Origin of the sequence: Streptomyces sp. Ac-502 (genome assembly GCF_045222935.1) — a bacterium.
Taxonomy (GTDB): Bacteria; Actinomycetota; Actinomycetes; order Streptomycetales; family Streptomycetaceae; genus Streptomyces; species Streptomyces monomycini.
Window position 1 is genome coordinate 7,605,963 of sequence record NZ_JBHFFO010000001.1, and the last position, 26,391, is coordinate 7,632,353.

Below are 26,391 nucleotides of genomic sequence, written 5' to 3' on the forward strand. Positions count from 1 at the left end.
GCGCCGGGCACCTGGGCTGGTCAGGCACCCGCTGTCGGTCCTCGGGTCGGTCCTCGGGTCGGTCCTCCGGTCGGCCCTCCGGTCGGTCTTCCCGTCGGTTCTCCGGCCTGCCCCGTCGGCGCGAGTCCGGTGCCCCCGAGGGCCCGACGGCACCCGCCGGTGTCACACCCGTACCCGCTACCGGGCGGCGAGGCGCCCGTACGCGCGCAACGTCAGCAGCGCCTTGACCGTCACCATCGGGCGGCCCTCCAGGGCCGTTCCGGGGGCCCACACGCGCCGGCTCACGGGCCAGCCGCCGTCCTCCCGCTGGAGGGCGGCGAGGTGGTCCAGCGCCCGGTCCGTCTCCGCGTCCGTGAACCAGCGGCGGGCGAGGGAGCCCGGCGTGGCCGCGTAGTCGTACGCGAAATGGTGCTCACCGGGCGCGTAACCGTCGGGTACGGGGGCGTCCGCCGTGCGGTCCGGGTCCAGGAGGACCAGCCGCTGCTCGCGCACCATGACGCCCAGGCGCTGTGCGGCCGCCTCGGCGCGCGGCCGGTCGGGGACGCCCTCCAGGAAGGCGAGCGCCGCCTGGACCTCGTACGGATGGGTCCGCTCCAGGGACTCCACCGCCTGCCAGCAGAAGTCCGTGGCCCGGAAGAGCCAGGCGTGCCACACCGCGTTGTGGTGCAGCAGGCCCACGACGGGACCGGTGGTCAGGAGGGCGCTCGGCGGGTCGTCGGGCACCGGGAGCCACGGCGCGGCCGGATAGTCGCGCAACTCGGGACGCACGGCGGGCAGCGCGCCCTCCAGGGTGGACACCCCGGTCAGATAGCGGCAGATCCGCTCGGCCCGCCGGCCACCGCAGCGCCCGATGAGGTCGAGGACGTACAGGGCGTGCGCGGTGTGCAGCGGCTGGCTGACCGGGCCGCGCAGGTCGGGTTCCAGGGCGTGGCCGTAACCGCCGTCGGGGTTCTCGTAGGCGGTGAGCGCGGCGTCGACACCGTCCGCGCTGCCTTCCAGGAAGTGGTACGCGAAACGGCGCTGTTCGAGCACCCGGGCAGTGAGCCAGATGAAACGCTCGGCACGTGCCAGTGAGGTCGGCTGTGGTGCTCCGTTTTCCGCCATGGACCGACGGTAGGGCCGCGCGCGCCGCCCGGCACCGGCGTGGACGTGGCTGCACTCTCAGGGGCGGGGTACCGGACGTGCGCGGTTGACGGTCGCCTGGCAGCGGACGGGCCCCGGCCTCGACAGCGGCGGTCCGCAGACCCGGCAGCGGACGGTCTGTAGTCCTGGCACCGGGCGGTCCGCATTCCTGGCACGCCGGCCGGCCCAACTGGTGGGGGCGCCGGTTTGTGTCCGTCCTCGGAGCGCCCGCGTGCACGCCGTTGCTGCGCCCTTCCACCCTTCGGCCTCTCCGCCAGGCCGGCCTGGGCTTTACTCTGCGTACATTCACGTCCTTCACGTCGGCGCGGGAGGCCGCGCCGGCAGGGTGGCGCGGCCCTGCCGGGAGTGCGAGGTATGGGAAACGTGCAGGTCAAGGCGAGTGCGGAGTGGGTTTCATGCGGTTGACGGTCTTCTGGGAGCGGATGGCGGATCACTTCGGTGAGGCGTACGCCGACTCGTTCGCGCGCGATCATGTGATGTCCGGGCTCGGCGGGCGGACCGTGCACCAGGCGCTGGCGGACGGGTGGGAGGCCAAGGACGTGTGGCGGGTGGTCTGCGCGACGATGGACGTGCCGTACGACAAGCGCTGACGGGAGCGACGGCTCCGGGGAGGGCCCGGGAGCAGGGTCCGGGAGCGCCGGCCCCGTGGACGGCGGCTCAGGCGACGGCGGAGGGCCGCACGGAGGTATCGGACGGAGGTATCGGCCGGGGGCGGGCGGCGGTGCCGAGCGGGGCAGGGCGGGAGTTGTCGGACCTGTGAGCGACACTGGGCCCGTGCCAGCGACCGAGAATCCCACCCGTCACGACGACCCGCGCCCCGGAGGTGCCGCCCAGCGGATGCCACGGTGGCTGCCCCGCGCCATGGTGCTGGCGCTCGCCCTCGTGGCCTGCTTCCAGCTCGCCAGCTGGGCGTTCCACCAGCTCATCTCGCTGCTGCTGAACGTCCTGATCGCCTTCTTCCTCGCCCTGGCCGTCGAGCCGGCCGTGGACTGGATGGCGGCCCGCGGGATGCGGCGTGGAGCCGCCACCGGACTGGTCTTCCTCGGCATACTCGTCGGGACCGCGGGCTTCTTCGCGCTGCTCGGCTCGATGCTCGCGGGCCAGATCGCCACCATGGTCCAGGAGTTCCCGCAGTACCTGGACTCGGTGATCAGCTGGATCAACACCACCTTCCACACCCACCTCTCGCGGGTCGAGGTGCAGAACAATCTGCTGAAGTCCGACTGGCTGCAGAAGTACGTTCAGGACAGCGCCAACAACGTGCTCGCCGTCTCCGCGACCGTCCTGGGCAGCCTGTTCAACCTCCTGACCGTGGCCCTGTTCTCCTTCTACTTCGCCGCCGACGGCCCCGGCTGCGCCGCGCCCTGTGCTCGGTCCTGCCGCCGTCCCGGCAGGCCGAGGTGCTGCGCGCCTGGGAGATCGCGGTCGCCAAGACCGGCGGGTACCTGTACTCCCGCGGCCTGATGGCACTGATCTCCGGCATCGCGCACTACGTCCTGCTGGAGATCCTGGGCGTCCCGTACGCACCGGCGCTCGGCATGTGGGTCGGGCTCGTCTCCCAGTTCATCCCGACCATCGGCACGTACCTCGCCGGCGCGCTGCCGATCCTGATCGCCTTCACCGTCAATCCCTGGTACGCCCTGTGGGTCTTCGGGTTCGTCGTGGTGTACCAGCAGTTCGAGAACTACCTGCTCCAGCCGCGCATCACGGCCAAGACCGTGGACATCCACCCGGCCGTCGCCTTCGGGTCGGTGATCGCCGGTACGGCGCTGATGGGTGCGGTCGGCGCGCTGATCGCCATCCCGGCGACCGCGACGCTGCAGGCGTTCCTGGGGGCGTACGTGAAGCGGTACGAGGTCACGGACGAGGTACGGGTACGGGGCGGCAACCGGCGTCGGCGCGCGACCTCGGCCCTGCGGCGGCTGCGCCGGTCCTTGCACGACGAGCCGCCGGCCGCGCCGCTGGAGGGCCGGGGGACCGGTGGGGACGGGGACGAGGGCGATCGGGACGGGCGAGGCGGAAGTGGTGGGAGCGACGGGAGCGGGCCCGGCGCGGGGGGCAAGGAGAGCTGAGGGGCCGGGCGGCCGGGCCGGGCCCCGCCTTCCCGCCGTACATGACCGTTCACCCGGTCACGCTCGAGACGACCGGGGCGACGGGCCCCGCGTGGTGCGCTTGACACCAAAATCGAACATCTATTCTCATGAGACGTCCGACCCGTGTTTCCGCCCGGAGTTCCCGGGAGTTATCCACAGGCCGGAGCCGGGTCCGGGCGCGTTGTCAGTGGCAGGGGTTAGCGTCATGGATGTGAAGCGATCGACTCAAGCAAACCGGGTGGAAGCCATGGCAGGCACGGACCGCGAGAAGGCGTTGGACGCCGCGCTCGCACAGATTGAACGGCAATTCGGCAAGGGCGCCGTGATGCGGATGGGCGAGCGCCCGAACGAGCCCATCGAGGTCATCCCCACCGGGTCGACCGCACTCGATGTCGCGCTCGGCGTCGGCGGCATCCCGCGCGGCCGTGTGGTGGAGGTCTACGGCCCGGAGTCCTCCGGCAAGACGACCCTGACCCTGCACGCGGTGGCGAACGCGCAGAAGGCCGGCGGCTCCGTCGCCTTCATCGACGCCGAGCACGCGCTCGACCCCGAGTACGCCAAGAAGCTGGGCGTGGACACGGACGCGCTGATCCTGTCCCAGCCGGACAACGGCGAGCAGGCCCTGGAGATCACGGACATGCTGATCCGCTCCGGCGCGCTCGACCTCATCGTGATCGACTCGGTCGCCGCGCTGGTGCCCCGGGCCGAGATCGAGGGTGAGATGGGCGACTCCCACGTGGGTCTCCAGGCCCGGCTGATGAGCCAGGCGCTGCGGAAGATCACCAGTGCGCTCAACCAGTCCAAGACCACCGCGATCTTCATCAACCAGCTCCGCGAGAAGATCGGCGTGATGTTCGGCTCGCCGGAGACCACGACCGGTGGCCGCGCCCTGAAGTTCTACGCCTCGGTGCGCATCGACATCCGCCGTATCGAGACCCTCAAGGACGGCACCGACGCGGTCGGCAACCGCACCCGCTGCAAGGTCGTCAAGAACAAGGTCGCCCCGCCCTTCAAGCAGGCCGAGTTCGACATCCTGTACGGCCAGGGCATCAGCCGTGAGGGCGGCCTGATCGACATGGGTGTGGAGCACGGCTTCATCCGCAAGTCCGGCGCCTGGTACACCTACGAGGGCGACCAGCTCGGCCAGGGCAAGGAGAACGCCCGCAACTTCCTCAAGGACAACCCCGACCTCGCCAACGAGGTGGAGAAGAAGATCAAGGAGAAGCTGGGCATCGGCGTCAAGCCGGCGGACCTGGCGGAGCCGGGTGCGGACGCGGCGGGTGCGGCGGGTGCGGCGGGTGCGGCGGGTGCGCCGGCCGACGCGGAGGCCCCGGCCAAGTCCGTACCGGCACCGGCCGCCAAGGGCGTCAAGGGCACCAAGGCCGCCGCGGCCAAGAGCTAGTCCATCGTGACGCGGCGAACGGAATGGCCCGACGACCATGGCCACGGCCCCGGTGCGGGAGTCGGTCACGACGGGGGGCGTGACGACGACGGCCGGGGCGGGAGCGGCAGCGCCGCGGGCGGCGCCGAGAACCGTAGGAAACGCAAGGACGGCGGTGGTTCCTCCTCGTCGAGGGCCGAGGCGGGACCGCCGCGTACGCCCGAGGAGCAGGCGCGGGCCATCTGCCTGCGCCTGCTCACCGGGTCGGCGCGGACGCGCAAGCAGCTCGGGGACGCCCTGCGCGAGCGGGGCATCCCCGAGGACGCCGCACAGGAGGTGCTGTCCCGCTTCGAGGAGGTGGGGCTGATCGACGACGCGAAGTTCGCCGATGCCTGGGTGGAGTCCCGGCATCACAGCCGGGGGCTGGCCCGCCGGGCGCTCGCCCGCGAGCTGCGCACCAAGGGCGTCGACCCCTCGACGGTCGACGAAGCCCTCGGGCAGCTGGACTCCGAGCAGGAGGAGCGCACGGCCCGCGAGCTGGTCGACCGCAAGCTGCGGACGACCCGGGGCCTGGACCGGGAGAAGCGGATACGGCGCCTCGCGGGAATGCTGGCCCGCAAGGGGTATCCGGAGGGCCTCGCCCTGCGGGTGGTCCGGCAGGCCTTGGAGGAGGAGGGGAGGACCCGGAGCTGATGGAGTACCACTTGCCGGAGGCGTGATCCGGAGGCGTGATCGCGGCGGGGTGTGAGCCGATGGGGGCGGGGCCCGGCGGAGGTGTGGGCCGGAAGGGGCACGTGCCGATGGGTACGCGAGCCGTGGCCTGCGACGGTCGGTACGGCCTGTGACGTGCGGTCCGGTACACGACGTGCCGTCCGGCTCGTGACGGACAGGTTGGCCGGTGACGGACCGGTTCCCGCAGCCGTGTCCGTTCTCGTCGGTGGCCGGAGCTGCACCGACCGGCTTCCGGGGAAAGCCCCCTCCGACGAGGAGGCTGGCTGCAATGTGCTGTGCGTGCCGTGGGCGGCAGAGTGCGGTGCATGATCTTCACTCGAAAATGCCGTGGACGGTCCGCCGCGCCCGGCATCCTCGTCCTGGGGTGCGCCGCGGCCGTACTGGCTACCGGAGCAGTGGCGACGACCACGGCGGCAGCGACACCCAAGAGCCCGGGTGCGGGCTCTGGCACAGGCACGACGGCCGCGACCAGAACCTCACCCACGGCCGGACCCGACGCCGCCGAGCAGCGCTCGGTGCCCGGTTCGGTGGTCTCCGTCACCTTCGTCGCCGACCTGGACGCGAAGGAGGTCGCGGCCCGTCTGGAGAAGGCCGGTATCGAGGCGGCCCAGGTCCGTTACGGCGTACGCGCCCACCGCGTCGTCTACCGCACCCGCGGCCTCCGGGGCGAGCCCACCACGGCCAGCCAGCTGGTCGCCGTACCCAAGAACGGCAAGCGGGTCCTCCAGACCGTGTCCTGGCTGCACGGGACGACCGTGTACCGAGGCGACGTGGCCTCGGTGAACGAGCAGTCCACCGACCGGGCGGCGGCCCTGCTCTTCGCCTCGACCGGCCGGGCCGTCTCCGCGCCGGACTACCTGGGCCTGGGCGAGGGCCCCGGCATCCACCCGTACGACCATCCGCGGGCGACCGTCACCGCCTCGGTCGACGGATTGCGCGCGGCCCGTGTGTTCGCCCGGCGGGAGCAGCGCATCCTCGACAGGAACGTGCTGGTCAGCGGCTTCTCCCAGGGTGGGCCCGCCACCATGATGGTCGGCCGGGCCCTCCAGCGAGGCGCCGACCCGTACTTCCGGCCGGGAGCGCTCGCCCCGATCGCCGGGCCCTTCGACCTGAGCGGTTTCGAGGCCGCGGCGGCCGACGACAAGATCGTCCGGTCGTCGCTCTACCTGGCCTACTTCGCGACCGCGTGGGACCGGATGTACGGGCTGTACGACACACCGGGGCAGGCATTCCGCGCGCCGTACGACCAGACGGTGGAGTCCCTGTTCGACGGCGATCACAAGACGTCGGAGATCGCGGCCGCGCTGCCGGCGACCTCGGAGGAACTGTTCACGCCGGAGTTCCTCGACACGATGCGCAGCCCGCGGGGGAAGCTGCGGCAACAGCTGAAGGCGCTGGACACCACCTGCGACTGGCGCCCGGAGGTGCCGGTGCACCTCTACCACGCCAAGGGTGACAAGGACGTGGCGTTCGAGAACGCGCGCCACTGCGAGCGGCAACTCACCGCCAACGGGGCCGCCCACCGGCTCACGGACATCGGGGACGTGGACCACAACGGGACGGTGCGCAAGGCCCTGCCGCTCGTGGTCCGGCAGTTCGACGCCGCACGCTGAGACGCCATCACCTGAGGCGCCACCATTTGAGACGCCGCACACCGAGACGCCGCACACCGAGACGCCGCACCGAGACGCCGCACCGAGACGCCGCACCGAGCCGGCGGCGGGCCCGCTTCGGGCGGACCCGCCGTCACCTCAGTCGTGGACGCGGGCGCGGACCGGCAGTCCTGCCGCCCGCCATGCCTGGAAGCCGCCCACCAGGTCGGTCGCCCGGTACAGGCCCAGTTGCCGCAGGGAGACGGCCGCGAGGCTCGACGCGTAGCCCTCGTTGCAGACGACGATCACCGGCAGGTCGTGGCCGGTGGCTTCCGGGGCGCGGTGGGCGCCGGTGGGGTCCAGACGCCACTCCAGTTCGTTGCGTTCGACGATCAGCGCACCCGGGATGGTGCCGTCACGTTCGCGCAGCGCCGCGTAACGGATGTCGACCAGCAGACCGCCGTCCCGCTGGACCGTGGCGGCCTGCTCGGGGGACACCCGGTCCAGTCCGGCCCGTGCCGCCTCCAGTAGCGCGTCGACGGCGCTCACCGCCAGTCCTCGGGCAGCTCGACCTCTTCGAGGCGCAGGACGGGACCGGTGCGGCTGTAGCGGCGCATCAGCGGCAGCGGCGGGTAGTAGGCGTGCACCGAGACGGCGTGCGCGTCCTCGGAGGGGTTGAGCACCTGGTGGACGTGGTGGGGGCCGAAGGCGCGGCCGCGGCCGTCGGCCAGCTTCCGCTGCCGGTCCACGCCGTCCGCCAGTTCCAGTGTCTTCCAGCCCTCGGTGGGCAGTTGGGCGGCGAGCGACTGCTCGGTCAGCTCGCCCGCGGCGGCGGCGAACGCGCCGTGCGAGCCGCCGTGGTCGTGCCAGCCGGTGCCCGTACCGGGCGGCCAGCCGATCAGCCACGCCTCGCTGCCGCCGGGACCGTCAAGCCGGATCCAGGTCCGGCCTTCGGGGTCGAGGGGCAGTGAAGCGATGAGTGAGGTGTCGGCGGCGGTACGGCGGGCGAAGTCGAGGAGTTCGGCGGCGGTGGGGCCGCCGGTGGCGTCCGGACGCGGGCGCGCGGGAGTACGTACGTCGGGCACAGGAACCGTCCTGAGTGATCGCGAAGAGGCGCGCGGGCAGGCGGGAGACGCGGCGGCGCGCGGGGGAGGGATACGGATCAGCAGGACGGACGACACACGCAGCCCGCGTAGCGGACCAGGTCCAGATGGACCCTCCGCCAGAAGCGCGAACCGTTCTCCGTCACGTTCCGGAGTCAAGCACGGGGTTTCCCGCAGGGTCAACCGCCGACGGTGGCGCGGAGGCGTGCGCAGGGGCGCTCGCCGACCGGCGCCACGGCGCGCGCGGGAGCGCTCACCGACCGGTTCCGCCCCCCGACCGGACCTCCGCCTCCGTCACGTCCCGGGCCGTGCCCCTGTCGGCCTGCGGGGACGCCGCTCCCTCGGCAGGCTCCGGCCCGTCGTCCGGCCGTGCCGGGTGCGCGAACGGCCCCTCCGAACTCGCGCCGACCCCGCTCCCGGTCCCGACCCCGCTCCCGGTCCCGAGCCCGAGCCCAGGACCGACCCCGCTCCCGGTCCCGACCCCGAGCCCAGATTCGATCCCGGCCCCGCTCCCGGTCTCAGCCCTGGCCCGCTCCACACCGTCGAACGCCGCAGCGCCCTCCGAGCGCCCCGCAGGTCCCACCGACCCCGCAGGTCCCACCGACCCCGCAGCCCTCGAACCGTCCCGCACACCGTCCCCCACGCCGCCCCCGGGGTCACCCTTCGACCCGTCCCCCGGGCCGCCACTCCCCGCGTCCCCGCCCCCACCCCGTACCGCCTCCGCGCACGCGTACAGTTCCGCCGGCCGGACGCCTCCCATGGCCGTGACCAGGTGCCCGTCCGGCCGTACGACCAGGACGGTGTGGGCCACCGCGCCCGGGTAGGACTCGGCGACCAGTACCTCGGCGGGCATCGGCAGGGCGTCCACCGTCTTCGAGAGGCGCGGCATCAGGCCGGCCGACTTCCAGTGCCGCCGGTCCCACACACCTGTACCGGGCGCCACCAGCACCACCAGCAGCCCCCGCCCCAACCGGGTACGGAGCGGTACATGGGAGCCGTCCGAGGCCGTCACGGGGACGTCCGCGACCGGCGCGCCGACCTGCGTGCCCACCGTCATCGCGTACGACGGATCGACGGCCGGGGCGAGCGGAGAGCGGGCGTACGCGGGGGCGCGCCGAGCGGCCCGCGCCCCAAGTGCCCGTCGGTGAGCATCGCCGTGTGCCCGCGGGCGGCCCCGGGCAGGACGGCCCGCCACCGGCCGCCCCGCTCGCCGTCGCGCAGCAGCGGCAGGGCCCGGTCGGCGGCGCGCAGCCGGGCCGTCACGGCGCCCCTGCGCTCGGCCTGGTAGCTGTCCAGCAGGGCCTCCGAAGCGCCCTGGTGCCAGGCCAGGGCCAGCTTCCACGCGAGGTTCTCGGCGTCCCGCAGGCCCTCGTCCAGGCCCTGGGTGCCGAGCGCGCCGAGCAGGTGGGCGGCGTCACCGGCGAGGAAGGCGCGGCCGCGCCGCCAGCGCCGGGCCAGCCGGTGGTGCACCGTGTGCACACCGGTGTCGAGGAGTTCGTACGGCGGTACGGCGGGGACGTGCGGACCACGCCGGCCCCCACCCTTCCCACCGGAACCGGAACCGGAACCGCTCGCCGGCCCGTCACCCGCCCCGGCCCAGGTCCCAGCCCCCGCCCAGCCCCCCGCCTCAGCCGCCCACACCGTCAGCGAATCGCGGATCCGGGCCACCAGCGCGTCCGGCGTCACCAGGTCGCGGCCGGGCGGCAGCAGCCAGTCCAGCCGCCACACCCCGCCGGGCAACGGCCGGGCGGTCACCTCGCCACCGGACCCGCCGCCGCCCTGCCGTGCGGGCGAGCGGTGCAGCAACGCCTCGCCCGGCCAGGGGAGTTCCGTACGCAGCGCCGCCACCGCGTGCCGCTCGACCGCCGTACGCCCCGGGAAGCGGACCTCCAGCAGCTTGCGGACCGTCGAGCGCGGGCCGTCGCAGCCGACCAGGTAACTGGCACGCCACCACGCGCCGTTGGCGCCGCGGGTGTGGGCGCTGACCCCGTATTCGTCCTGCCGCAGTTCGTCGAGCCGGCTGCCGGCGACGATCCGGACGCCGGGCTGCGCCGCGAGCGCGGTGCGCAGCGCCCGGGTCAGCGCGTGCTGCGGCACGTGTACGGGAGAAACAGGGGAAGCGGGAGAAGCGGAAGAGCCGAGAGAAGCGGAAGAGCCGAGAGAAGCGGCAGAAACGAGAGCGCCGGGAGAACCCGGAGATCCGGAAGAAACGGCGGAACCAGGCAACAGCTCCTCCGGACCGAACTCCACCCGCTCCAGCAGCCGCCTCCGCCGCACCGAGCGCCAGGCCGTCCAGCGGGTGCCCGCCGAGGCCAGGGCCGGGCCGCAACCCAGCCGCTCCAGGAACGCGGTGGTGTCCGGCCGCAGGACGACGGTGCGGGCGGGCCGCGGATCGATCGCACCGGGGGCTTCGTCCAGTACCACGCACGGGACGTCGAGGCGGGCGAGGGAGAGGGCGAGCGCGAGGCCGACGGGGCCGGCCCCGACGACGATCACCGGGTCCACGGCGTGGCTCCCCCGGTCCGCGGGTTCTTACGGGACGTACAGGAGCTGGCAGTTGGAGCCCGGTGCGCGATCACACAGCGTATGCAACCCATTGCGGGCGCCCGCGTCAAGTGACGGGGGCAGCGGCGCACGCGGCACTGCCCCCGCCTACGGTGTCACACCGTCAGGGCGTGAAGCCGCCCCCGCCGCCCAGGCCCGGGGGGCGCCGGGTGTCGATCGGCCCGCCGGGTGTGCCGTCGGTGCCCTCCAGCGCGTCCGACGCGGTGATCGGCTCGGCCGCCCCGGCCACTACGATGCCGGTCTTGGCCCGGCGGCCGCGCCGCTCGATCCAGTTGGCCAGCGCGGACAGCGCCAGACACATCGTCACGTAGATCGCACCGGCCACGATGATCATCGGCACGTACGGGTTCTCGTCGTTGACGACGATGGTGCTGGCCATCTGCTGGATCGTGTACAGCAGCTCCTCGAAGGTGATCACGTAACCGAGCGAGGTGTCCTTGAGGGTCACCACCAGCTGGCTGATGATCGTCGGGAGCATCGTCCGGACGGCCTGCGGCATCAGCACCGTCGTCATGACCTGCGTCTTGCTCATGCCGAGCGCGTACGCCGCCTCGCGCTGGCCCCGGGGCACCGCGTTGATGCCGGCGCGCAGCACCTCCGCCTGCACCGAGCCGTTGTAGACGGTCAGGCCGACGACCAGGGCCCAGAACTGCGGGCTGTCGCCGGTCAGGCCCAGCTCCTCCTTGTAGGAGAGCAGGATCACCCACAGGGCGTAGATCGTGATCAGCAGCGGGACGGCCCGGAACAGCTCGATGAACCCGGTCGCCAGCCAGCGCACCGGCCGGTGGTCGGAGAGCCGGGCGACGGCGAGCAGCACGCCGAGCGCGAGGGAGAGCACCGCGGCGACCGCGAAGACCTGGAGGGTCGTCAGGACACCGTTGCGGATGTTGGCCCGCACGCCGGCGTTGTTGAAGATGTTCCACATCTCCGGCTCGAACTGGCCCTTGGCGGCCAGCCGCAGCACGGCGAAGACGAGCAGGCCGAGCACGGCGAGCGCGCCGGCGACGGTGTAGACGCGGTTGCGGAGCTTGGCCTTGGGCCCCGGGGCGTCGTAGAGGACGCTGGTCATCGGGCCACCTCCAGGCGGCGTTCGAGCAGCCGGAAGATGCCGCTGATGGCGAACGTGATGATCAAGTAGGCGAGGGCGATCCAGAGGAAGATCCAGCCGATCGGCCGGCCCTGGTCGTTCAGGAGCTTGGAGACGTTGAACAGCTCCGCGTTGCTGAAGGCGCCCGCGATGGCCGAGTTCTTGGTGAGCGCGATCAGGATGCTGCTCAGCGGCGGGATCACGGTGCGGGTGGCCTGCGGCAGGATGATGATGCGCAGCGTCTGTACGAAGGTCATCCCGATGCTGCGGGCGGCCTCCGCCTGGCCCAGCGGCACGGTGTTGATGCCCGAGCGGACGGCCTCGCAGATGAACGAGGACGTGTAGAAGCCCAGGGCCAGCGTCGCGAGCACGAACGGGCTGATGCCCGGGAAGAAGATCTGCGGGACGACGAAGAAGGCGATCAGGAACAGCAGGGTGAGCGGGGTGTTGCGCAGCAGCGTCACCCAGGCCGTCCCGAAGGCGCGCAGCGGGGGCACCGGCGAGACCCGGAAACCGGCTATGAGGAGGCCCAGCAGGATGGCGAGCGCCCCGCCGGCCGCGGTGAGCGACACGGTTCCGAGGAACCCGGTGCGGAACTCGGGAAGATAGTCGAGGAGTACGTTCATGGGTTCTCCGCGGTAGCGGTCAGGTCAGCGGCGGACGGGTGGACGGCCCGGTGCGGGGCGTGCGGGATGCGCGGGGCGTGCGGGCTGTGCGCGGGGTGCGGGAGCGCGATCCGGCGTACGGGTGCTCGCGTGCGCGGCGTACCGGTGTTCGGCCGGGAGCGCGGGCGCGGCCCGCGACGGCGTGCGCACGGGCGTCCCGGCGCGTGGATCCTCAGGCACCCACGCCCCGTACGCCCGCCGAAGCGGCGTACGGGGCGTGCGGCGACGGCCAGCGGGTGCGCGACCCGGGTCAGTCGCGCGGCAGCGGCGTCTCCGGCGTGACGAAGCTGGTCCCGGACTTGCCGAGGGTGCCTTCGTACGCCTTCTTGTAGTCGCCGTTCTTGATGTGCTTCTCCAGCGCGTCGGTGATCGCGTCCCGCAGCGCCTTGTCACCCTTCGTCAGGCCGACGCCGTACGGCTCCTTGGTGAACGGCTTGCCGACGACCCGCAGTTTCTTGGGCCGCTCGGCCGCGTACCCCTTGAGGATCGCGTCGTCCGTGGTGACCGCGTCCACCTGGCCGTCGAGCAGCTGCTTGACGCACAGCGAGTACTTGGCCAGCTCGGTGGTCTGCGCGCCGTACTTCGGCTTCTTGATCTCCTGGAGCGGGGTGGAGCCGACGATCGAGCAGACCTTCTTGCCCTTGACGGTGTCCGGGCCGGTGATGGACTTGTCGTCCCTGCGCACCAGGAGGTCCGCGCCCGCGGTGTAGTACGGGCCCGCGAAGTCGATCTGCTTCTTGCGCTCCTCGTTGATCGTGTACGTGCCGACGTAGTAGTCGACCTGCCCCTTGGAGATCGCGGTCTCCCGGACGTTGGAGTCGACCGTCTTGAACTCGATCTGCTTCTCGGAGAAGCCCAGTTCGGCGGCGATCATCTTGGCGATCTCGATGTCGAAGCCGGACCGCTTGCCGGTGGTGTCCTGGAAGCCGAGGTAGGGCTGGTCGGCCTTGGCGCCGATGGTGATCTTCCCGGCCTGCTTGGCCTTCTTCCAGGCCGGCGAGTTCACGTTCGCCTTGGCGTTGACCGCGTACGTACCGCTGAAGACGTCCCCGCCGGACGCCTTGTCGCCGGCCGTGCCCGACTCGCCGCCGCAGGCGGTCGCGGTCGCCGTCAGCGCGAGCACCACCGCACCCGCCGCGGCCGTCTTACGAATCCTCATGGTGAACATCCTTTGATTCAGCGGAAGGTGGCAATCATGATGACCGGCCGCGGGGTCAGTGGTGGAGGATCTTCGAAAGGAAGTCCTTGGCCCGGTCGCTGCGCGGGTTGTTGAAGAACTGGTTCGGCTCGGCCTCTTCGACGATGCGGCCGTCCGCCATGAAGACGACGCGGTTGGCCGCCGAGCGGGCGAAGCCCATCTCGTGCGTGACCACGACCATCGTCATGCCGTCCCGGGCGAGCTGCTGCATGACCTCCAGCACCTCGTTGATCATCTCCGGGTCGAGTGCGGAGGTCGGCTCGTCGAAAAGCATGACCTTGGGGTCCATCGCCAGGGCCCGGGCGATGGCCACCCGCTGCTGCTGTCCGCCGGACAGCTGGGCGGGGTACTTGTCCGCCTGGGTGCCGACCCCCACCCGGTCCAGCAGGGCCCGGGCCTTCTCCTCGGCCGCCTTCTTGTCCGTGCGGCGGACCTTGGTCTGGCCCAGCATCACGTTCTCCAGCACCGTCTTGTGCGCGAAGAGGTTGAAGGACTGGAAGACCATGCCCACGTCGGCCCGGAGCCGGGCCAGCTCGCGCCCCTCCTGCGGCAACGGCTTGCCGTCGATCGTGATGGCGCCGGAGTCCACGGTCTCCAGCCGGTTGATCGTGCGGCACAACGTCGATTTGCCGGACCCCGAGGGCCCGATCACCACGACCACCTCACCGCGCCGGATGGTCAGGTCGATGTCCTGGAGTACGTGCAGCGCGCCGAAGTGCTTGTTCACGTTGTCCAGCACGACCAGCGGGTCGCCCGCCGGCGCGGGCCCCTTGTCGCTCTTGGTCACCGATACTTCGCTCATCGGCGTACAGCTCCGTCCTCCTCGGTTGGGGAGGACCCTAGTAACGCACTGCGACCAGCGTCATTACATCTGAGCGGGATTTGAGCATAACGATACGGCCGCGAAGGGACACACGGCGTGCACGGGGCGCACGGGCCGGGCGCCCCGGTGTACCGGCTGCATAACGGAACCGTCCCTTCGGGAATACCCCCTTGACGTGCGTGCCGTCCATCGTCGTAGATGCCTTTTGGCCGTCCCGTGGACAGCCCGCGACCCGTACGCGCCCGCGTACGGATGTACACCTATGCACCCGCGCGTCCAGGTATGCGCGGCCGGGCACACATCGTGAGGAGGGGGCCGGTGCGGCTGCTGCTCGTGGAGGACGACGACCATGTCGCGGCCGCCCTGTCCGCCGTGCTGTCCCGGCACGGCTTCGACGTCACCCACGCCCGCAACGGCGAGGAGGCGCTGCAGGCCCTGTTGCCCGGCGACCGGGAGCCCTTCGGGGTGGTCCTGCTCGACCTCGGCCTGCCCGACCAGGACGGTTTCGAGGTCTGCGGCCGGATCCGGCGGATGTGCGGCAGCCCGGTGATCATGGTGACCGCGCGGGCGGACGTACGGTCGCGGATCCACGGCCTGAACCTCGGCGCCGACGACTACGTGGTCAAGCCCTACGACACCGGCGAACTGCTCGCCCGTATCCACGCCGTCAGCCGCCGCCGCGCCGCCGCGCCCGCCGCCGCCGGGGAGCCGTCCGCCCAGGAGGGCGCCCCGCCCGGTGGCCTGCGGCTCGGCACCGTCACCATCGAGCTGTCCACCCGGCAGGTGTCCGTGAACGGCACCGCCGTACCCCTGACCCGCAAGGAGTTCGACCTGCTCGCCCTGCTCGCGCAGCGGCCAGGTGTCGTCTTCCGGCGTGAGCAGATCATCAGCGAGGTGTGGCGCACCAGCTGGGAGGGGACCGGCCGGACCCTGGAAGTGCACGTCGCGTCACTGCGCGCCAAGCTGCGGATGCCCGCGCTGATCGAGACGGTGCGCGGCGTCGGCTACCGGCTCGTGACGCCGCCCGCCGCCGTGTCGCCCGCCGGCCCGGCCTCCTGACGGCCGGCGGCCCGCACCGTGCGCACCCGACTCCTCCCGCTCCTGATCGTCCTGCTGGCCGGGGTGCTGCTCGCGCTCGGCTTCCCGCTCGCCGGCATCACCGCGGGCGTCGAACAGCAGCGGGTGGTCGTCGACCGGATCGACGACGCGGCGCGCTTCGCCTCCCTCGCCCAGTACGTCACCACCCGCCCGGGCGCCGGCAAGACCCCCGACGAGGACGAACGGCAGTCCACGCTGAGCGCCGAACTCAAGCGCTACCACGAGCTGTACGGCATCCGCGCCGGCGTGTTCTTCCGCGACGGGACGCCCATGGCGGCGGCCCCCGCCGGCTGGGGCGTACCGGAGGAAGGGGAGGGCGCGCGGGCCTTCAGCGAGGCACTGGCGGGCCGCCGCAGCCACGACCCCCACCAGATCTGGCCCTGGGACGACGGCGGCCGGATCCCCGTCGCCTCACCCGTCGTCCGGGACGGCGACGTGGTGGCCGTCGTCGTCACCGACTCGCCCACCGGGCGGATGCGCTCCCGCATCCTGCACGGATGGCTGCTGATCGGGGCGGGGGAGTGCGCGGCCATGCTCGTCGCGGTGGGCGCCGCCTTCCGGCTCACCGGCTGGGTGCTGCGCCCGGTGCGCGTCCTGGACGCCGCGAGCCACGACATCGCCACCGGCCGGATGAAGTCCCGGGTCGCCGCCGCTTCCGGGCCACCGGAACTCCGCCGCCTGGCCCGTTCGTTCAACGAGATGGCCGACAACGTCGAGGAGGTGCTGGAACAGCAGCGTGCCTTTGTCGCCGACGCCTCCCACCAGCTGCGCAACCCGCTCTCCGCACTGCTGCTGCGCATCGAACTGCTCGCCCTGGAGCTGCCCGACGGCAACGAGGAGATCGCCTCCGTCCGTACGGAGGGCAAGCGCCTGGCCCGGGTGCTGGACGACCTCCTGGACCTGGCGCTGGCCGAGCACGCCGCCGCCGACCTCCAGCTCACCGATGTCGCCGCGCTGGCCGCCGAGCGGGTCGACTCCTGGAGTCCGCTGGCCGACGAGAAGGGGTGCTGCTGTCCTACGAGGGCCAGCGGGCCGTGACGGGCTGGGCGGACCCGGTCGCCCTGTCCAGCGGCCTGGACGCGCTGGTCGACAACGCCCTGAAGTTCACGCCTGCCGGGGAACGGGTCACCGTCGGTGTGGCGCCGGACGGCGAGTGCGTACGGATCACCGTCTGCGACCACGGCCCCGGCCTCACCGAGGAGGAGCTGGCCCGGATCGGCGACCGTTTCTGGCGCAGCGGCCGCCACCAGAACGTCTCCGGCTCCGGGCTGGGTCTGTCGATCACCCGCGCGCTGCTCACCGCGGGCGGCGCCACGCTCTCCTTCGCGCCGCACCGGCCGCACGGGCTGCGGGTGACCGTGGTGGTGCCGCGGAGTGGGCCGTGAACGCCGGTACTGGATCCGGCTCCGGTCCTGGCTCTGGCACCGGCCCTGGCTCTGGCACCGGCCCTGGCCCCGGCTCCGGTCTGGGCCTCGGCCCGCATCCTGGCCCCGGCCCTTGGCCCTGGCTCCGGTCCTGGCCCCGTCTCCCGGCCCCGTCCCCGGACGGCCCTGCCAGGACCGTGAAGGTGTGTTACCGTTGACGGTGTTGCAGTTGTGGTACCCATGAACTTTGTGCGCGCCCGGAGGCTGGAAGCTCCGGGCGTTCATTGTTTTCCGGACCTTTCTCCGGTGTGGGGCGATCATCTCGGCGACAGGGAGGCCGCGCAGTGCGGTCTCCGGTTTGCCCCTAGAAGGAGAAAAACATGGCCACCGGCACCGTGAAGTGGTTCAACGCGGAAAAGGGCTTCGGCTTCATCGAGCAGGACGGCGGCGGCCCCGACGTCTTCGCCCACTACTCGAACATTCAGGCCCAGGGCTTCCGTGAGCTCCTGGAGGGCCAGAAGGTCAGCTTCGACGTGACCCAGGGCCCGAAGGGCCCGCAGGCGGAGAACATCGTCCCCGCCTGACGGTCCGCACGTCCGCGGACGGGGCCCGCACCGGCCGGTGCGGGCCCCGTCCGTATCCGTACGGCCCGCCGCCGTACGCCCCCCTCGCGCGGCTCGCCGACCGCGCCGACCGTCTTCGTGCGAGCACACCGCCGCCGCACGACCCGCATGCGTACGCCCCGTACCCGTGCGGCCCGAGACCGCACGGCACCGTGCCGTACGCGCTCGGCCTCCCCGCCACAGAAGGGCTTTCAGTGACCCGAGCGACCGCACCGCGACAGAGCGCCGCATCCAAGCCGTCCCCGCGGACGGCCCCCCAGCCGCCCGTCGTCTCCTTCGACGAGCTGCCGCTGGCACCGGCCCTTCTCTCCGCGCTGCGCGCGCAGGGCGTCACCGAGCCGTTCCCCATCCAGGCCGCGACGCTGCCCGCCACCCTCGCGGGCCGGGACGTCCTCGGCCGCGGCCGGACCGGCTCCGGCAAGACCCTGGCCTTCGGGCTGGCGATGCTCAGCCGTACGGCCGGACGCCGCGCCGAGAGCAAGAGCCCGCTGGCGATGGTGCTCGTGCCCACCCGTGAGCTGGCCACCCAGGTCACCCAGGCGCTCGCCCCCTACGCCACCGCGGTCGGCCTGCGCACGACCACGGTCGTCGGCGGCACCTCGATCAACCGCCAGGTCGACGCCCTGCGCAGGGGCGCCGAGATCCTGGTCGCCACCCCGGGCCGGCTCGCCGACCTGCTGGACCGCCGCGCCTGCAAGCTCGACCAGGTCACCATCACCGTCCTCGACGAGGCCGACCAGATGACCGACATGGGCTTCCTGCCGCAGGTCACCCGCCTGATGGAGAAGGTGGACCCGGACGGCCAGCGGATGCTGTTCTCCGCGACGCTGGACCGCAACGTCGACAAGCTCGTGCGCCGGTTCCTGACCGACCCGGTCACCCACTCCGTGGACCCGTCGGCCGCGACGGTCACCACCATGGAGCACCACGTCCTGTACGTGGACGACACCGACAAGCGGGCCACCACCACCGAGATCGCCGCCCGCGACGGCCGCGTGATCATGTTCGTGGACACCAAGCGCGGCGCCGACCGGCTCACCAAGCACCTGCTGTCGCAGGGCGTACGGGCCGCGGCCCTGCACGGCGGCAAGTCCCAGCCGCAGCGCACCCGCACCCTGGAGCAGTTCCGCACCGGCCAGGCCACCGCGCTGATCGCCACCAACGTCGCCGCCCGCGGCATCCACATCGACGGCCTCGACCTCGTGGTCAACGTCGACCCGCCGACCGAGGCCAAGGACTACCTGCACCGCGGCGGCCGCACCGCGCGGGCCGGCGAGTCCGGCACCGTCGTCACCCTGGTCACGCCCGGCCAGCGCCGGGACATGTCCCGGCTGATGTCCCAAGCGAAGATCTCCCCCGGTACGGCCCGGGTCCGGCCCGGCGACGGTGAACTGATACGGATCACGGGCGCGCAGGCGCCGTCCGGCCAGCCGGTCGTGATCGCCGTCCCCGTCCAGCAGGAGCGGCCCAAGCCCGCGGGCTCCGGCGGTCGGCGGCGTCCGCGCCGCGGCGGCTCCGGTGGCGGCTCGGCAGGCGCCGGCACCGGCGCGTCGGGCGGCGGCCGTCCGTCCCGGCGCCCCTCCCGCGCCCCCAAGGGGCCGCGCACCCCGCGGGCGCCCAAGGCGTGACGCGTGCCGGGGCGTGTGCGGAGTTCCGCGCACGCCCCGGCGCCTTCGGGCCTTCGGAAGCCGCCCCTCCCTGGAAGCGGCCCGTCACGGCTTCTCCGACAAGTAGTACCGCCGCGCACCCTCGTGCAGCGGCAGCGGATCGGTGAACACCGCGGTCCGCAGATCCACCTTCTGCGCGGCGTGCACCTCGGTACCGATCCGGTCCCGGCTCCGTATGACGGTCCGGGTGATCGCTTCCGTCAGCACCGGGTCCTGCCCCTCGGTGGTCACCAGGAGATTCGCGACCGCGATCGTCCTGACCGCCTGCCCCTTCTGGACCAGCGGATAGGCGTCGGCCGGCATCACGGCCGCCCGGTAGTACCGGCTCCGCTCGCCCTGCCGGTGCAGCGCCGGAATCAGGTCCCCGAGCTGGACGAGCCGTATCGGCGTCCGCCGGGCCACCTGCTGCACGGCCGAGGTCGGCAGCCCGCCCGACCAGAAGAAGGCGTCCAGCTTCCCCTCCTCCAGCAGCTTCGGCATCCGGTCGATGCCCACCCGTACCGCCTCGATGTCCTGGTCGAAGTCCAGCCCCGCCGCCGCGACCAGCCGCCGCGTGGTCAGCTGGACGCCGGAGCCGTCCGCCCCCACGCCGACGCGCAGCTTCCCGAGGTCCCTGGCCGAACCGACCGGTGAGCCGGCGGGGACGATCAGCTGTAGGTAGTCGTCGTACAGCCGCGCGCAGGCCCGCAGCCCGGCCGCCTGCCGCGGATGCAGACGCTGCCGCTCGGCCACCGCGTCCGCCGTCGCGATCGCGAACTGCGCCTTCCCGCTCGCCAGGTGCTCCAGGTTGTCCAGCGACCCCGCGCTGTTCATCAGCCGTGCGTCCACCCGCGGCAGGTCCCGGCGCAGATCCTGCTTGAGAAGCTCCCCGTAACGCGCGTACACCCCGGAGCGCACGCCGGTGGACAGCGTGAACTGCCCGCCGGGCGCGGGCGGCCTGGACAACGCGGACGGCAGCCACCACAGCAGGCCGAGGACGACCAGCACCGCGGCGACCGCGAGAAGCGCCCGGCGGCCGCCGGAGCGGGGAAGTGCGGAAACCATGGGCGGGATCCTGCCAGCCCGCCACCGGGAAAGGGAGGGGCGAGGCGGCGGCGGGAGCACGTACCCTGGTCGATTGAGATGAGTGCGAAGACATACGAGGTGCGCACCTACGGGTGCCAGATGAACGTCCACGACTCCGAGCGGCTGTCGGGCCTGCTGGAGGACGCCGGATACGTCCCCGCGCCGCAGGGCGCCGACGGGGCCGATGTCGTCGTCTTCAACACCTGTGCGGTGCGGGAGAACGCCGACAACCGGCTCTACGGCAACCTCGGCCAGCTCGCGCCCAAGAAGGCCGCGCGGCCCGGGATGCAGATCGCCGTCGGCGGCTGCCTGGCCCAGAAGGACCGCGACACCATCGTCAAGAAGGCCCCCTGGGTCGACGTGGTCTTCGGGACGCACAACATCGGCAAGCTGCCGGTGCTCCTGGAGCGGGCCCGTGTCCAGGAGGAGGCCCAGGTCGAGATCGCGGAGTCGCTGGAGGCGTTCCCCTCCACGCTGCCCACCCGCCGCGAGAGCGCGTACGCGGCCTGGGTCTCGATCTCCGTGGGCTGCAACAACACCTGCACCTTCTGCATCGTCCCGGCCCTGCGCGGCAAGGAGAAGGACCGCCGCCCCGGCGACATCCTCGCCGAGATCGAGGCGCTGGTCGGCGAGGGCGTCTCCGAGATCACCCTGCTCGGCCAGAACGTCAACGCGTACGGCTCGGACATCGGCGACCGTGAGGCGTTCAGCAAGCTGCTGCGCGCCTGCGGGAAGATCGAGGGCCTGGAGCGGGTGCGCTTCACCTCGCCGCACCCCCGCGACTTCACCGACGACGTCATCACCGCCATGGCCGAGACGCCGAACGTGATGCCGCAGCTGCACATGCCGCTGCAGTCCGGCTCGGACACGGTCCTCAAGGCGATGCGCCGCTCGTACCGCCAGGAGCGCTTCCTCGGCATCATCGAGAAGGTGCGCGCCGCGATGCCGGACGCCGCCATCTCCACGGACATCATCGTCGGCTTCCCGGGCGAGACCGAGGAGGACTTCGAGCAGACCCTGCACACGGTCCGCGAGTCCCGCTTCGCGCAGGCCTTCACCTTCCAGTACTCCAAGCGCCCCGGGACCCCGGCCGCCACGATGGACGGCCAGATCCCCAAGGAGGTCGTCCAGGCGCGCTACGAGCGGCTGGTGGCCCTCCAGGAGGAGATCTCCTGGGAGGAGAACAAAAAGCAGGTCGGCCGCGTCCTGGAAGTCATGGTCGCCGAAGGCGAGGGGCGCAAGGACGATGCCACACGCCGCCTGTCCGGCCGCGCGCCCGACAACCGCCTGGTGCACTTCACCCGCCCCGAGGAGCCGGTCCGCCCCGGCGACATGGTGACCGTCGAGATCACCTACGCCGCGCCGCACCACCTGCTCGCCGAGGGCCCGTCCCAGGCCGTCCGCCGTACGCGCGCGGGCGACGCCTGGGAGAAGCGCAACGCCGCCCCGGCCGACAAGCCGGCCGGTGTCATGCTCGGCCTGCCGACGATCGGCGCCCCGGCGCCCGCCCCGGCCCCGGCCGCGGGCTGCGGGTGCGACTGACGGCCTGAGGGCGGCGCGGCCGCCCCGTACGACCGGCGCCGGAAGCGTCGCGGACCCGCGCCCGGGACCGCGGGCCCGGCGCCGCGGCCTTGCTAGGGTTCCAGCCATGCTTGTCGCCGCCGCCGTCTGCCCGTGTCCGCCGGTGCTCGTCCCGGAGGTCGCCTCCGGAGCCGCACCCGAGCTGGACGGCCTGCGGGCCGCCGCCCTCGACGCGATCGGCGTGCTCGCGGCGGCCCGGCCGGACCGGCTGGTCGTCGTCGGCCCCGCCGAAGAGGCCGGCCGGGGGTGGCACGACCAGGGTGCGACGGGATCGTTCCGCGGTTTCGGCGTGGATCTGGACGTGCGCCTGGGCGCCGCCGCGACCACCCCGGAACGGCCGCTTCCGCCATCGCTGTCGGTCGGCGCCTGGCTGCTGGCCCGTACGGACTGGGCCGACGCGCCGGTGGCAGGGCTGGGCGTCGGCGAACCGCTGGCCACCGACCGCTGCGTCCAGGCCGGCCGGGACGTCGCGGCATCGGCGGAGCGGGTCGCTCTGCTGGTCATGGGCGACGGCAGCGCGTGCCGCACGGTGAAGGCGCCGGGCTACTACGACGAACGGGCCGAGGACTTCGACGCCGCCGTGGCGCGCGCCCTGGGAGCCGCCGACATCGAGGCGCTGACCGGGCTGGACGCGGAGCCGGCGGAGGAGCTGAAGGCCTCGGGCCGGTCCTGCTGGCAGGTCCTGGCGGGCGCCGCACAGGACGCGGGCCTGCACGGCGAGCTGCTGCGCGAGGAGGCGCCGTACGGGGTGGGGTATTTCGTGGCGGCTTGGTCGTGAGGGCATGGGGCCTGTGGGAGCGGCCTGAGACGTGCGGAAACGGTCTGAGGCGTACGGGAGGCGGCGAGCGCCGGGTTCCGAGCTAGTACGGGAGCGGCGTTCGCCGGGGGCCTGAGCTGTACGGAAGCCGCGCTCGCCGGGGCCCTCCGGGACCGCGCGCGACGGCCGCGGAGCGGGTCGCTCCGCGGCCGTGGTGCCGTCCGTCCGGGCCGCCCCGCCGCGGGCCCTGCGGGAAGGTCAGGAGGCCGGCCCCTCCGGGCCGGAGCCGACGGAACCCTGGCCCCCGGAGCGGCGGGACTCCTCGGACAGCCGGCCGAGGGCCTCCTTCGCCTTGCCGGCGCCGGTGCCGATCTGGCTGCTGTACTTGCCCTTGGTCCTCTCGTCGACCGCCCGCGCGGCCTTGTCGAGCCCCTGCTCGATCTTGTCCCCGTGCTGCTGCGCGAGGTCACCGGCCTTGCTCTTCAGAGGACCGATCTTGGCCTTGAGGTCGTCCAGCAGGCCCATGGCACCTTCCTTCACTTTCCTTCGTACGGTGTGCGTCCTACGTGCGGGCGCCTTCCCCGGCTTCGCGGTCCGCAGCCTCCCCGGCCGACTGCTGCTTGGGAATCTCGACCCCCTCGCCGGCCTCCTCCGCGGACGGCGTCCCGTCCGCCGCTGCCACCCCGCCCTGTTCCGCTGTCGCGGCGGCATCGGCGGACCGCTCGGTGGCGGGCTCCCCGCCCTCCGGAGCCGACGGCTCCGCCGTCAGCGTGGCGGCGGCGGCTTCCTCCGTCGATGCCTCTGCTGCCTTGCGACGAAACCGTGAAAACACGCCCATAACTACTCTCCATAGCCTACTCGTGTGGGCGAAATCCCGGGGCGCCCGGAGCGTCCCATTGCGCCGCCCGCGGGCCCCGGTCCGTGAACCGGCGGCCGGAACCTCGCAACAGGCAACGAACACGGAGGCGAGCCGTCACGTCGCTCGTTCGAGATGCGGCCCGCAGGTTTGCGAGACTGGGCCGGTGAACACCGCAGTTCCCGCACCCCGGGTCATCGCCGTCGTCGGTCCCACCGCGGCCGGAAAGTCCGATCTGGGCGTTGCGCTCGCCCGCCATCTCGGTGGCGAAGTCGTCAACGCCGACTCCATGCAGCTCTACCGGGGAATGGACATCGGCACCGCCAAGCTGACGGTTCCCGAACGCCAGGGCGTCCCGCACCACCTCCTGGACCTCTGGGACGTCACCCGGGCCGCGAACGTCGCCGAGTACCAGCGGCTGGCCCGCGCCGAGATCGACCGGCTGCTCGCCGAGGGCCGCACCCCCGTCCTCGTCGGCGGCTCCGGCCTCTACGTACGCGGCGCCATCGACGCCCTCGACTTCCCCGGTACGGACCCGGACGTACGGGCCCGGCTGGAGGCCGAGCTCGCCGAGCAGGGCAGCGGAGCTCTGCACGCCCGGCTCGCCGCCGCCGACCCGGAGGCCGCCCGCGCCATCCTGGCGAGCAACGGGCGCCGCATCGTACGCGCCCTGGAGGTCATCGAGATCACCGGCCGCCCCTTCACCGCCAACCTCCCCGGGCACGAGGCGGTCTACGACACCGTGCAGATCGGCGTCGACGTGGCACGCCCCGAACTGGACGACCGCATCGCCCGCAGGGTGGACCGGATGTGGGAGGAAGGTCTCGTCGACGAGGTGCGGCGGCTGGAGGGCGAAGGGCTGCGCGAGGGCCGTACCGCCTCCCGCGCCCTGGGCTACCAGCAGGTGCTCGCCCAGCTCGCGGGGGAGTGCACGGAGGAGCAGGCGCGGGCCGAGACGGTCCGCGCCACCAAGCGCTTCGCACGCCGCCAGGACTCCTGGTTCCGCCGGGACCCCCGGGTCCACTGGCTCAGCGGCGCCGCCGCGGACCGCACGGAACTCCCGGGGCGGGCGCTGGCGTTGGTCGAACGACCGGTCACAGCCTGATCACGTCCTGGCATCGGGACGCTCCGCCCGTCATCCGGGCCGCCGGGAGCGTGTCATCATCGACCTTCGATCGAGGCGTGCAGTCGGAGTGGGGAGGGCGCGTGGCGATGGAGGCCGGCCCTCGCAACAGACCGCAGCAACCGGACGGGCCGAGAGACGGACAGCGGGACGCGACCGAGTCGCTGACCCAGGACGGGCCCGGAGCCGTGGGTCCGGACAGGGCTGCCCTGGACCACGCGGCGGCGGTCGGGCCCGACGGCCCGGACGCTCTGGGAGAACCGGTTCGCCCGGCGCCCCTGGGCACCGGGGACGGCCCCGCGGAGGCGGCCGAGGGCGGTGAGTCCTTCCGGGAACTGCGCCCGCCGCGCCGGCTGCGCATCTGGCAGCTCGCGCCGATCGTGGGCCTGGCCATCCTCGGCTCGCTGATGTTCGCCTTCCCGCTGGCCTTCGAGTTCGGCGGTGACGGCGGCGCGGTGATCTCCATGCTCGGCCTGCTGCTCTTCGGCTGTGCCGCGGGCTGGGGCATGATGGCCGCCCGCCGGGTCGGCCACACCTGGCCCGGCCTGCCCGCCCGCGGCTCCGGCCGCCGCCCGGACTGGCGCGTCGTCCTGGCGTACGCCGCGGTCGTGGCCGTGCTGGCGCTGCTCGCCGTGTGGCGCGTCGCCCGGTTGCACTGACCGCCGGACGCGCCGGGGCCCGGGTCGGCACTGACCGCCGGACGTGCCGGGGCCGGGGTCGGCACTGGTCGCAGACCGCGCGGGGCCGGGGTCGGCACTGACCGCCGTCCGTGCCGGGGGCCGGGGCGGGGCCTGGGCCGGGGCCGAAACAGGCGCTGACCGGGGCGGGACACGCACTGTCACTGCCGCGCCGTACGATGCAGACATGACCAACGCACAGGGGACCGCAGAGGCCACGGAGGCCGCCGTGAGCGCCGCCACGACCGCCGCGGGCGGCCCCGGCCGGGGCATCGCCTTCCTCAAGGGGCACGGCACGGAGAACGACTTCGTGATCGTCCCCGACCCGGACGGCGTCCTGGAGCTGTCCGCCGCCGCCGTCGCCCGGATATGCGACCGCCGGGCCGGTATCGGCGGCGACGGCCTGCTGCGTGTGGTGCGCTCCGCCGCCGACCCCGCGGCCCGCGCCATGGCCGGCGAGGCCGAATGGTTCATGGACTACCGCAACGGCGACGGTTCCGTCGCCGAGATGTGCGGCAACGGCGTCCGCGTCTTCGCCCGCTACCTCCAGCACGCCGGCCTGGCCGGCGAGGGCGAGCTGGCCATCGCCACCCGCGCCGGTGTCCGTACGGCACGCCTGGCCGCGTCCGGCGAGGTCACGGTCTCCATGGGCCGCGCCGAGCTGCTCCCGGACGGCGTGACGGTCACCGTGGGTGACCGCAGCTGGCCCGCCCGCAACGTGAACATGGGCAATCCGCACGCCGTCGCCTTCGTCGAGGACCTCGGCCACGCCGGTGAGCTGCGCGAGGTCCCGCCGTTCGGCCCAGCCGCCGTCTACCCCGACGGCGTGAACATCGAGTTCGTCGCCGACCGCGGCCCGCGCCATGTCGCGATGCGGGTCCACGAGCGCGGCTCCGGCGAGACCCGCTCCTGCGGTACGGGCGCCTGCGCCGTCGCCGTCGCCACCGCCCGCCGGGACGGCACCGACCCGGCGGCCACCGGCAGCCCCGTCACGTACACGGTCGACGTGCTGGGCGGCAGCCTGACGATCACCGAGCTGCCGGACGGCACGGTCGAGATGACCGGCCCCGCGGTCATCGTCGGCCAGGGCACGCTGGACCCCGCCTGGCTGGTCACGGCCCTGGGCTGAGGCTTGGAGCCAGTGTCCTGACCCCGGGCGCCCAGCCGGGGCCATGACACAGGCTCTTACCTCGAATGG

The 26,391-nt window shown here is 72.9% G+C and carries 23 protein-coding genes and 3 pseudogenes; 14 read left to right on the forward strand and 12 right to left on the reverse strand.

Translation table 11 applies throughout. The features are described 5' to 3' along the window. Positions 1-177: 177 nt before the first annotated feature. Positions 178-1,104, reverse strand: coding sequence for a hypothetical protein (locus ACEXOX_RS34695; protein WP_406524852.1), 927 nt, complete (start codon positions 1,102-1,104; stop codon positions 178-180). Between the two features lie 434 nt (positions 1,105-1,538). On the opposite strand from ACEXOX_RS34695, the gene ACEXOX_RS34700 reads away from it, so the two are divergent. The 5 genes and pseudogenes from ACEXOX_RS34700 to ACEXOX_RS34720 all read left to right on the forward strand — a co-directional run bounded on the left by ACEXOX_RS34700 (position 1,539) and on the right by ACEXOX_RS34720 (position 6,962). Then, positions 1,539-1,733: a DUF3046 domain-containing protein gene (locus ACEXOX_RS34700; RefSeq protein ID WP_361155678.1), complete on the forward strand. Its 195-nt coding sequence runs from the start codon at positions 1,539-1,541 to the stop codon at positions 1,731-1,733. A gap of 271 nt (positions 1,734-2,004) precedes the next feature. Then, positions 2,005-3,215, forward strand: a pseudogene (locus ACEXOX_RS34705) (AI-2E family transporter). Positions 3,216-3,483: 268 nt separating this feature from the next. Beyond that, entirely contained in the window at positions 3,484-4,638 is a 1,155-nt protein-coding gene (gene recA, locus ACEXOX_RS34710; RefSeq protein ID WP_406524853.1) for a recombinase RecA, read from the forward strand. Positions 4,639-4,644: 6 nt separating this feature from the next. After that, a complete protein-coding gene (recX, locus tag ACEXOX_RS34715) occupies positions 4,645-5,310 on the forward strand; it encodes a recombination regulator RecX (protein WP_406524854.1) in 666 nt (221 codons plus the stop codon). A gap of 344 nt (positions 5,311-5,654) precedes the next feature. Continuing rightward, positions 5,655-6,962, forward strand: coding sequence for a hypothetical protein (locus ACEXOX_RS34720; RefSeq protein WP_406524855.1), 1,308 nt, complete (start codon positions 5,655-5,657; stop codon positions 6,960-6,962). Between the two features lie 138 nt (positions 6,963-7,100). Here the strand turns inward: ACEXOX_RS34720 and ACEXOX_RS34725 are convergent, their stop codons facing one another. The 8 genes and pseudogenes from ACEXOX_RS34725 to ACEXOX_RS34760 all read right to left on the reverse strand — a co-directional run bounded on the left by ACEXOX_RS34725 (position 7,101) and on the right by ACEXOX_RS34760 (position 14,361). Beyond that, positions 7,101-7,490, reverse strand: coding sequence for a rhodanese-like domain-containing protein (locus ACEXOX_RS34725; protein WP_406524856.1), 390 nt, complete (start codon positions 7,488-7,490; stop codon positions 7,101-7,103). Beyond that, positions 7,487-8,026: a cysteine dioxygenase gene (locus ACEXOX_RS34730; protein ID WP_030020334.1), complete on the reverse strand. Its 540-nt coding sequence runs from the start codon at positions 8,024-8,026 to the stop codon at positions 7,487-7,489. The genes ACEXOX_RS34725 and ACEXOX_RS34730 overlap by 4 nt, the downstream gene beginning before the upstream one ends. Before the next feature lie 77 nt (positions 8,027-8,103). Then, positions 8,104-8,190 (reverse strand): putative leader peptide, encoded by an 87-nt coding sequence (locus tag ACEXOX_RS34735; protein WP_324607239.1) that lies wholly within the window; start codon positions 8,188-8,190, stop codon positions 8,104-8,106. A gap of 539 nt (positions 8,191-8,729) precedes the next feature. Further along, positions 8,730-10,549, reverse strand: a pseudogene (locus ACEXOX_RS34740) (FAD-dependent monooxygenase); the annotation flags it as partial. A gap of 163 nt (positions 10,550-10,712) precedes the next feature. Continuing rightward, positions 10,713-11,678, reverse strand: coding sequence for an amino acid ABC transporter permease (locus tag ACEXOX_RS34745; protein WP_406524857.1), 966 nt, complete (start codon positions 11,676-11,678; stop codon positions 10,713-10,715). Next, positions 11,675-12,322 carry an amino acid ABC transporter permease gene (locus tag ACEXOX_RS34750; RefSeq protein ID WP_406524858.1) on the reverse strand — a complete coding sequence of 216 codons (648 nt, stop codon included), beginning with the start codon at positions 12,320-12,322 and terminating at the stop codon, positions 11,675-11,677. The genes ACEXOX_RS34745 and ACEXOX_RS34750 overlap by 4 nt, the downstream gene beginning before the upstream one ends. Before the next feature lie 289 nt (positions 12,323-12,611). Beyond that, positions 12,612-13,520 carry a glutamate ABC transporter substrate-binding protein gene (locus tag ACEXOX_RS34755; protein ID WP_406524859.1) on the reverse strand — a complete coding sequence of 303 codons (909 nt, stop codon included), beginning with the start codon at positions 13,518-13,520 and terminating at the stop codon, positions 12,612-12,614. A 55-nt stretch (positions 13,521-13,575) separates the two neighbouring features. After that, on the reverse strand, positions 13,576-14,361 hold the full coding sequence (locus ACEXOX_RS34760) for an amino acid ABC transporter ATP-binding protein (RefSeq protein ID WP_030020340.1): 786 nt from the start codon (positions 14,359-14,361) through the stop codon (positions 13,576-13,578). A gap of 339 nt (positions 14,362-14,700) precedes the next feature. On the opposite strand from ACEXOX_RS34760, the gene ACEXOX_RS34765 reads away from it, so the two are divergent. The 4 genes and pseudogenes from ACEXOX_RS34765 (at position 14,701) to ACEXOX_RS34780 (ending at position 19,095) form a co-directional block, all read left to right on the forward strand. Then, the gene (locus tag ACEXOX_RS34765; RefSeq protein ID WP_406524860.1) at positions 14,701-15,441 is read left to right on the forward strand and encodes a response regulator transcription factor; all 741 of its coding nucleotides are present in this window, start codon (positions 14,701-14,703) and stop codon (positions 15,439-15,441) included. A gap of 18 nt (positions 15,442-15,459) precedes the next feature. Further along, positions 15,460-16,865: pseudogene (locus ACEXOX_RS34770) on the forward strand (sensor histidine kinase). A gap of 359 nt (positions 16,866-17,224) precedes the next feature. Further along, on the forward strand, positions 17,225-17,428 hold the full coding sequence (locus tag ACEXOX_RS34775) for a cold-shock protein (RefSeq protein WP_030020343.1): 204 nt from the start codon (positions 17,225-17,227) through the stop codon (positions 17,426-17,428). 233 nt (positions 17,429-17,661) lie between these two features. Next, positions 17,662-19,095, forward strand: a complete 1,434-nt coding sequence (locus ACEXOX_RS34780) for a DEAD/DEAH box helicase (protein ID WP_406524861.1) — start codon at positions 17,662-17,664, stop codon at positions 19,093-19,095. An 84-nt stretch (positions 19,096-19,179) separates the two neighbouring features. Here ACEXOX_RS34780 and ACEXOX_RS34785 read toward each other — a convergent pair whose 3' ends face one another. Beyond that, the gene (locus ACEXOX_RS34785) at positions 19,180-20,178 is read right to left on the reverse strand and encodes a TAXI family TRAP transporter solute-binding subunit (protein ID WP_406524862.1); all 999 of its coding nucleotides are present in this window, start codon (positions 20,176-20,178) and stop codon (positions 19,180-19,182) included. Between the two features lie 78 nt (positions 20,179-20,256). On the opposite strand from ACEXOX_RS34785, the gene miaB reads away from it, so the two are divergent. After that, positions 20,257-21,741: a tRNA (N6-isopentenyl adenosine(37)-C2)-methylthiotransferase MiaB gene (miaB, locus tag ACEXOX_RS34790; RefSeq protein WP_406524863.1), complete on the forward strand. Its 1,485-nt coding sequence runs from the start codon at positions 20,257-20,259 to the stop codon at positions 21,739-21,741. A gap of 106 nt (positions 21,742-21,847) precedes the next feature. After that, positions 21,848-22,558 (forward strand): class III extradiol dioxygenase subunit B-like domain-containing protein, encoded by a 711-nt coding sequence (locus tag ACEXOX_RS34795; protein WP_406524864.1) that lies wholly within the window; start codon positions 21,848-21,850, stop codon positions 22,556-22,558. A 237-nt stretch (positions 22,559-22,795) separates the two neighbouring features. On the opposite strand, the gene ACEXOX_RS34800 is transcribed toward ACEXOX_RS34795, so the two are convergent. Then, a complete protein-coding gene (locus ACEXOX_RS34800) occupies positions 22,796-23,062 on the reverse strand; it encodes an antitoxin (RefSeq protein ID WP_406524865.1) in 267 nt (88 codons plus the stop codon). A gap of 37 nt (positions 23,063-23,099) precedes the next feature. Next, positions 23,100-23,375, reverse strand: a complete 276-nt coding sequence (locus ACEXOX_RS34805; protein WP_406524866.1) for a hypothetical protein — start codon at positions 23,373-23,375, stop codon at positions 23,100-23,102. A gap of 184 nt (positions 23,376-23,559) precedes the next feature. On the opposite strand from ACEXOX_RS34805, the gene miaA reads away from it, so the two are divergent. The 3 genes from miaA (at position 23,560) to dapF (ending at position 26,322) form a co-directional block, all read left to right on the forward strand. Continuing rightward, entirely contained in the window at positions 23,560-24,498 is a 939-nt protein-coding gene (miaA, locus tag ACEXOX_RS34810; protein WP_406524867.1) for a tRNA (adenosine(37)-N6)-dimethylallyltransferase MiaA, read from the forward strand. 107 nt (positions 24,499-24,605) lie between these two features. Further along, positions 24,606-25,175, forward strand: coding sequence for a hypothetical protein (locus tag ACEXOX_RS34815; RefSeq protein WP_406524868.1), 570 nt, complete (start codon positions 24,606-24,608; stop codon positions 25,173-25,175). Positions 25,176-25,380: 205 nt separating this feature from the next. Beyond that, a complete protein-coding gene (dapF, locus tag ACEXOX_RS34820) occupies positions 25,381-26,322 on the forward strand; it encodes a diaminopimelate epimerase (RefSeq protein WP_406524869.1) in 942 nt (313 codons plus the stop codon). Positions 26,323-26,391 lie beyond the last annotated feature (69 nt).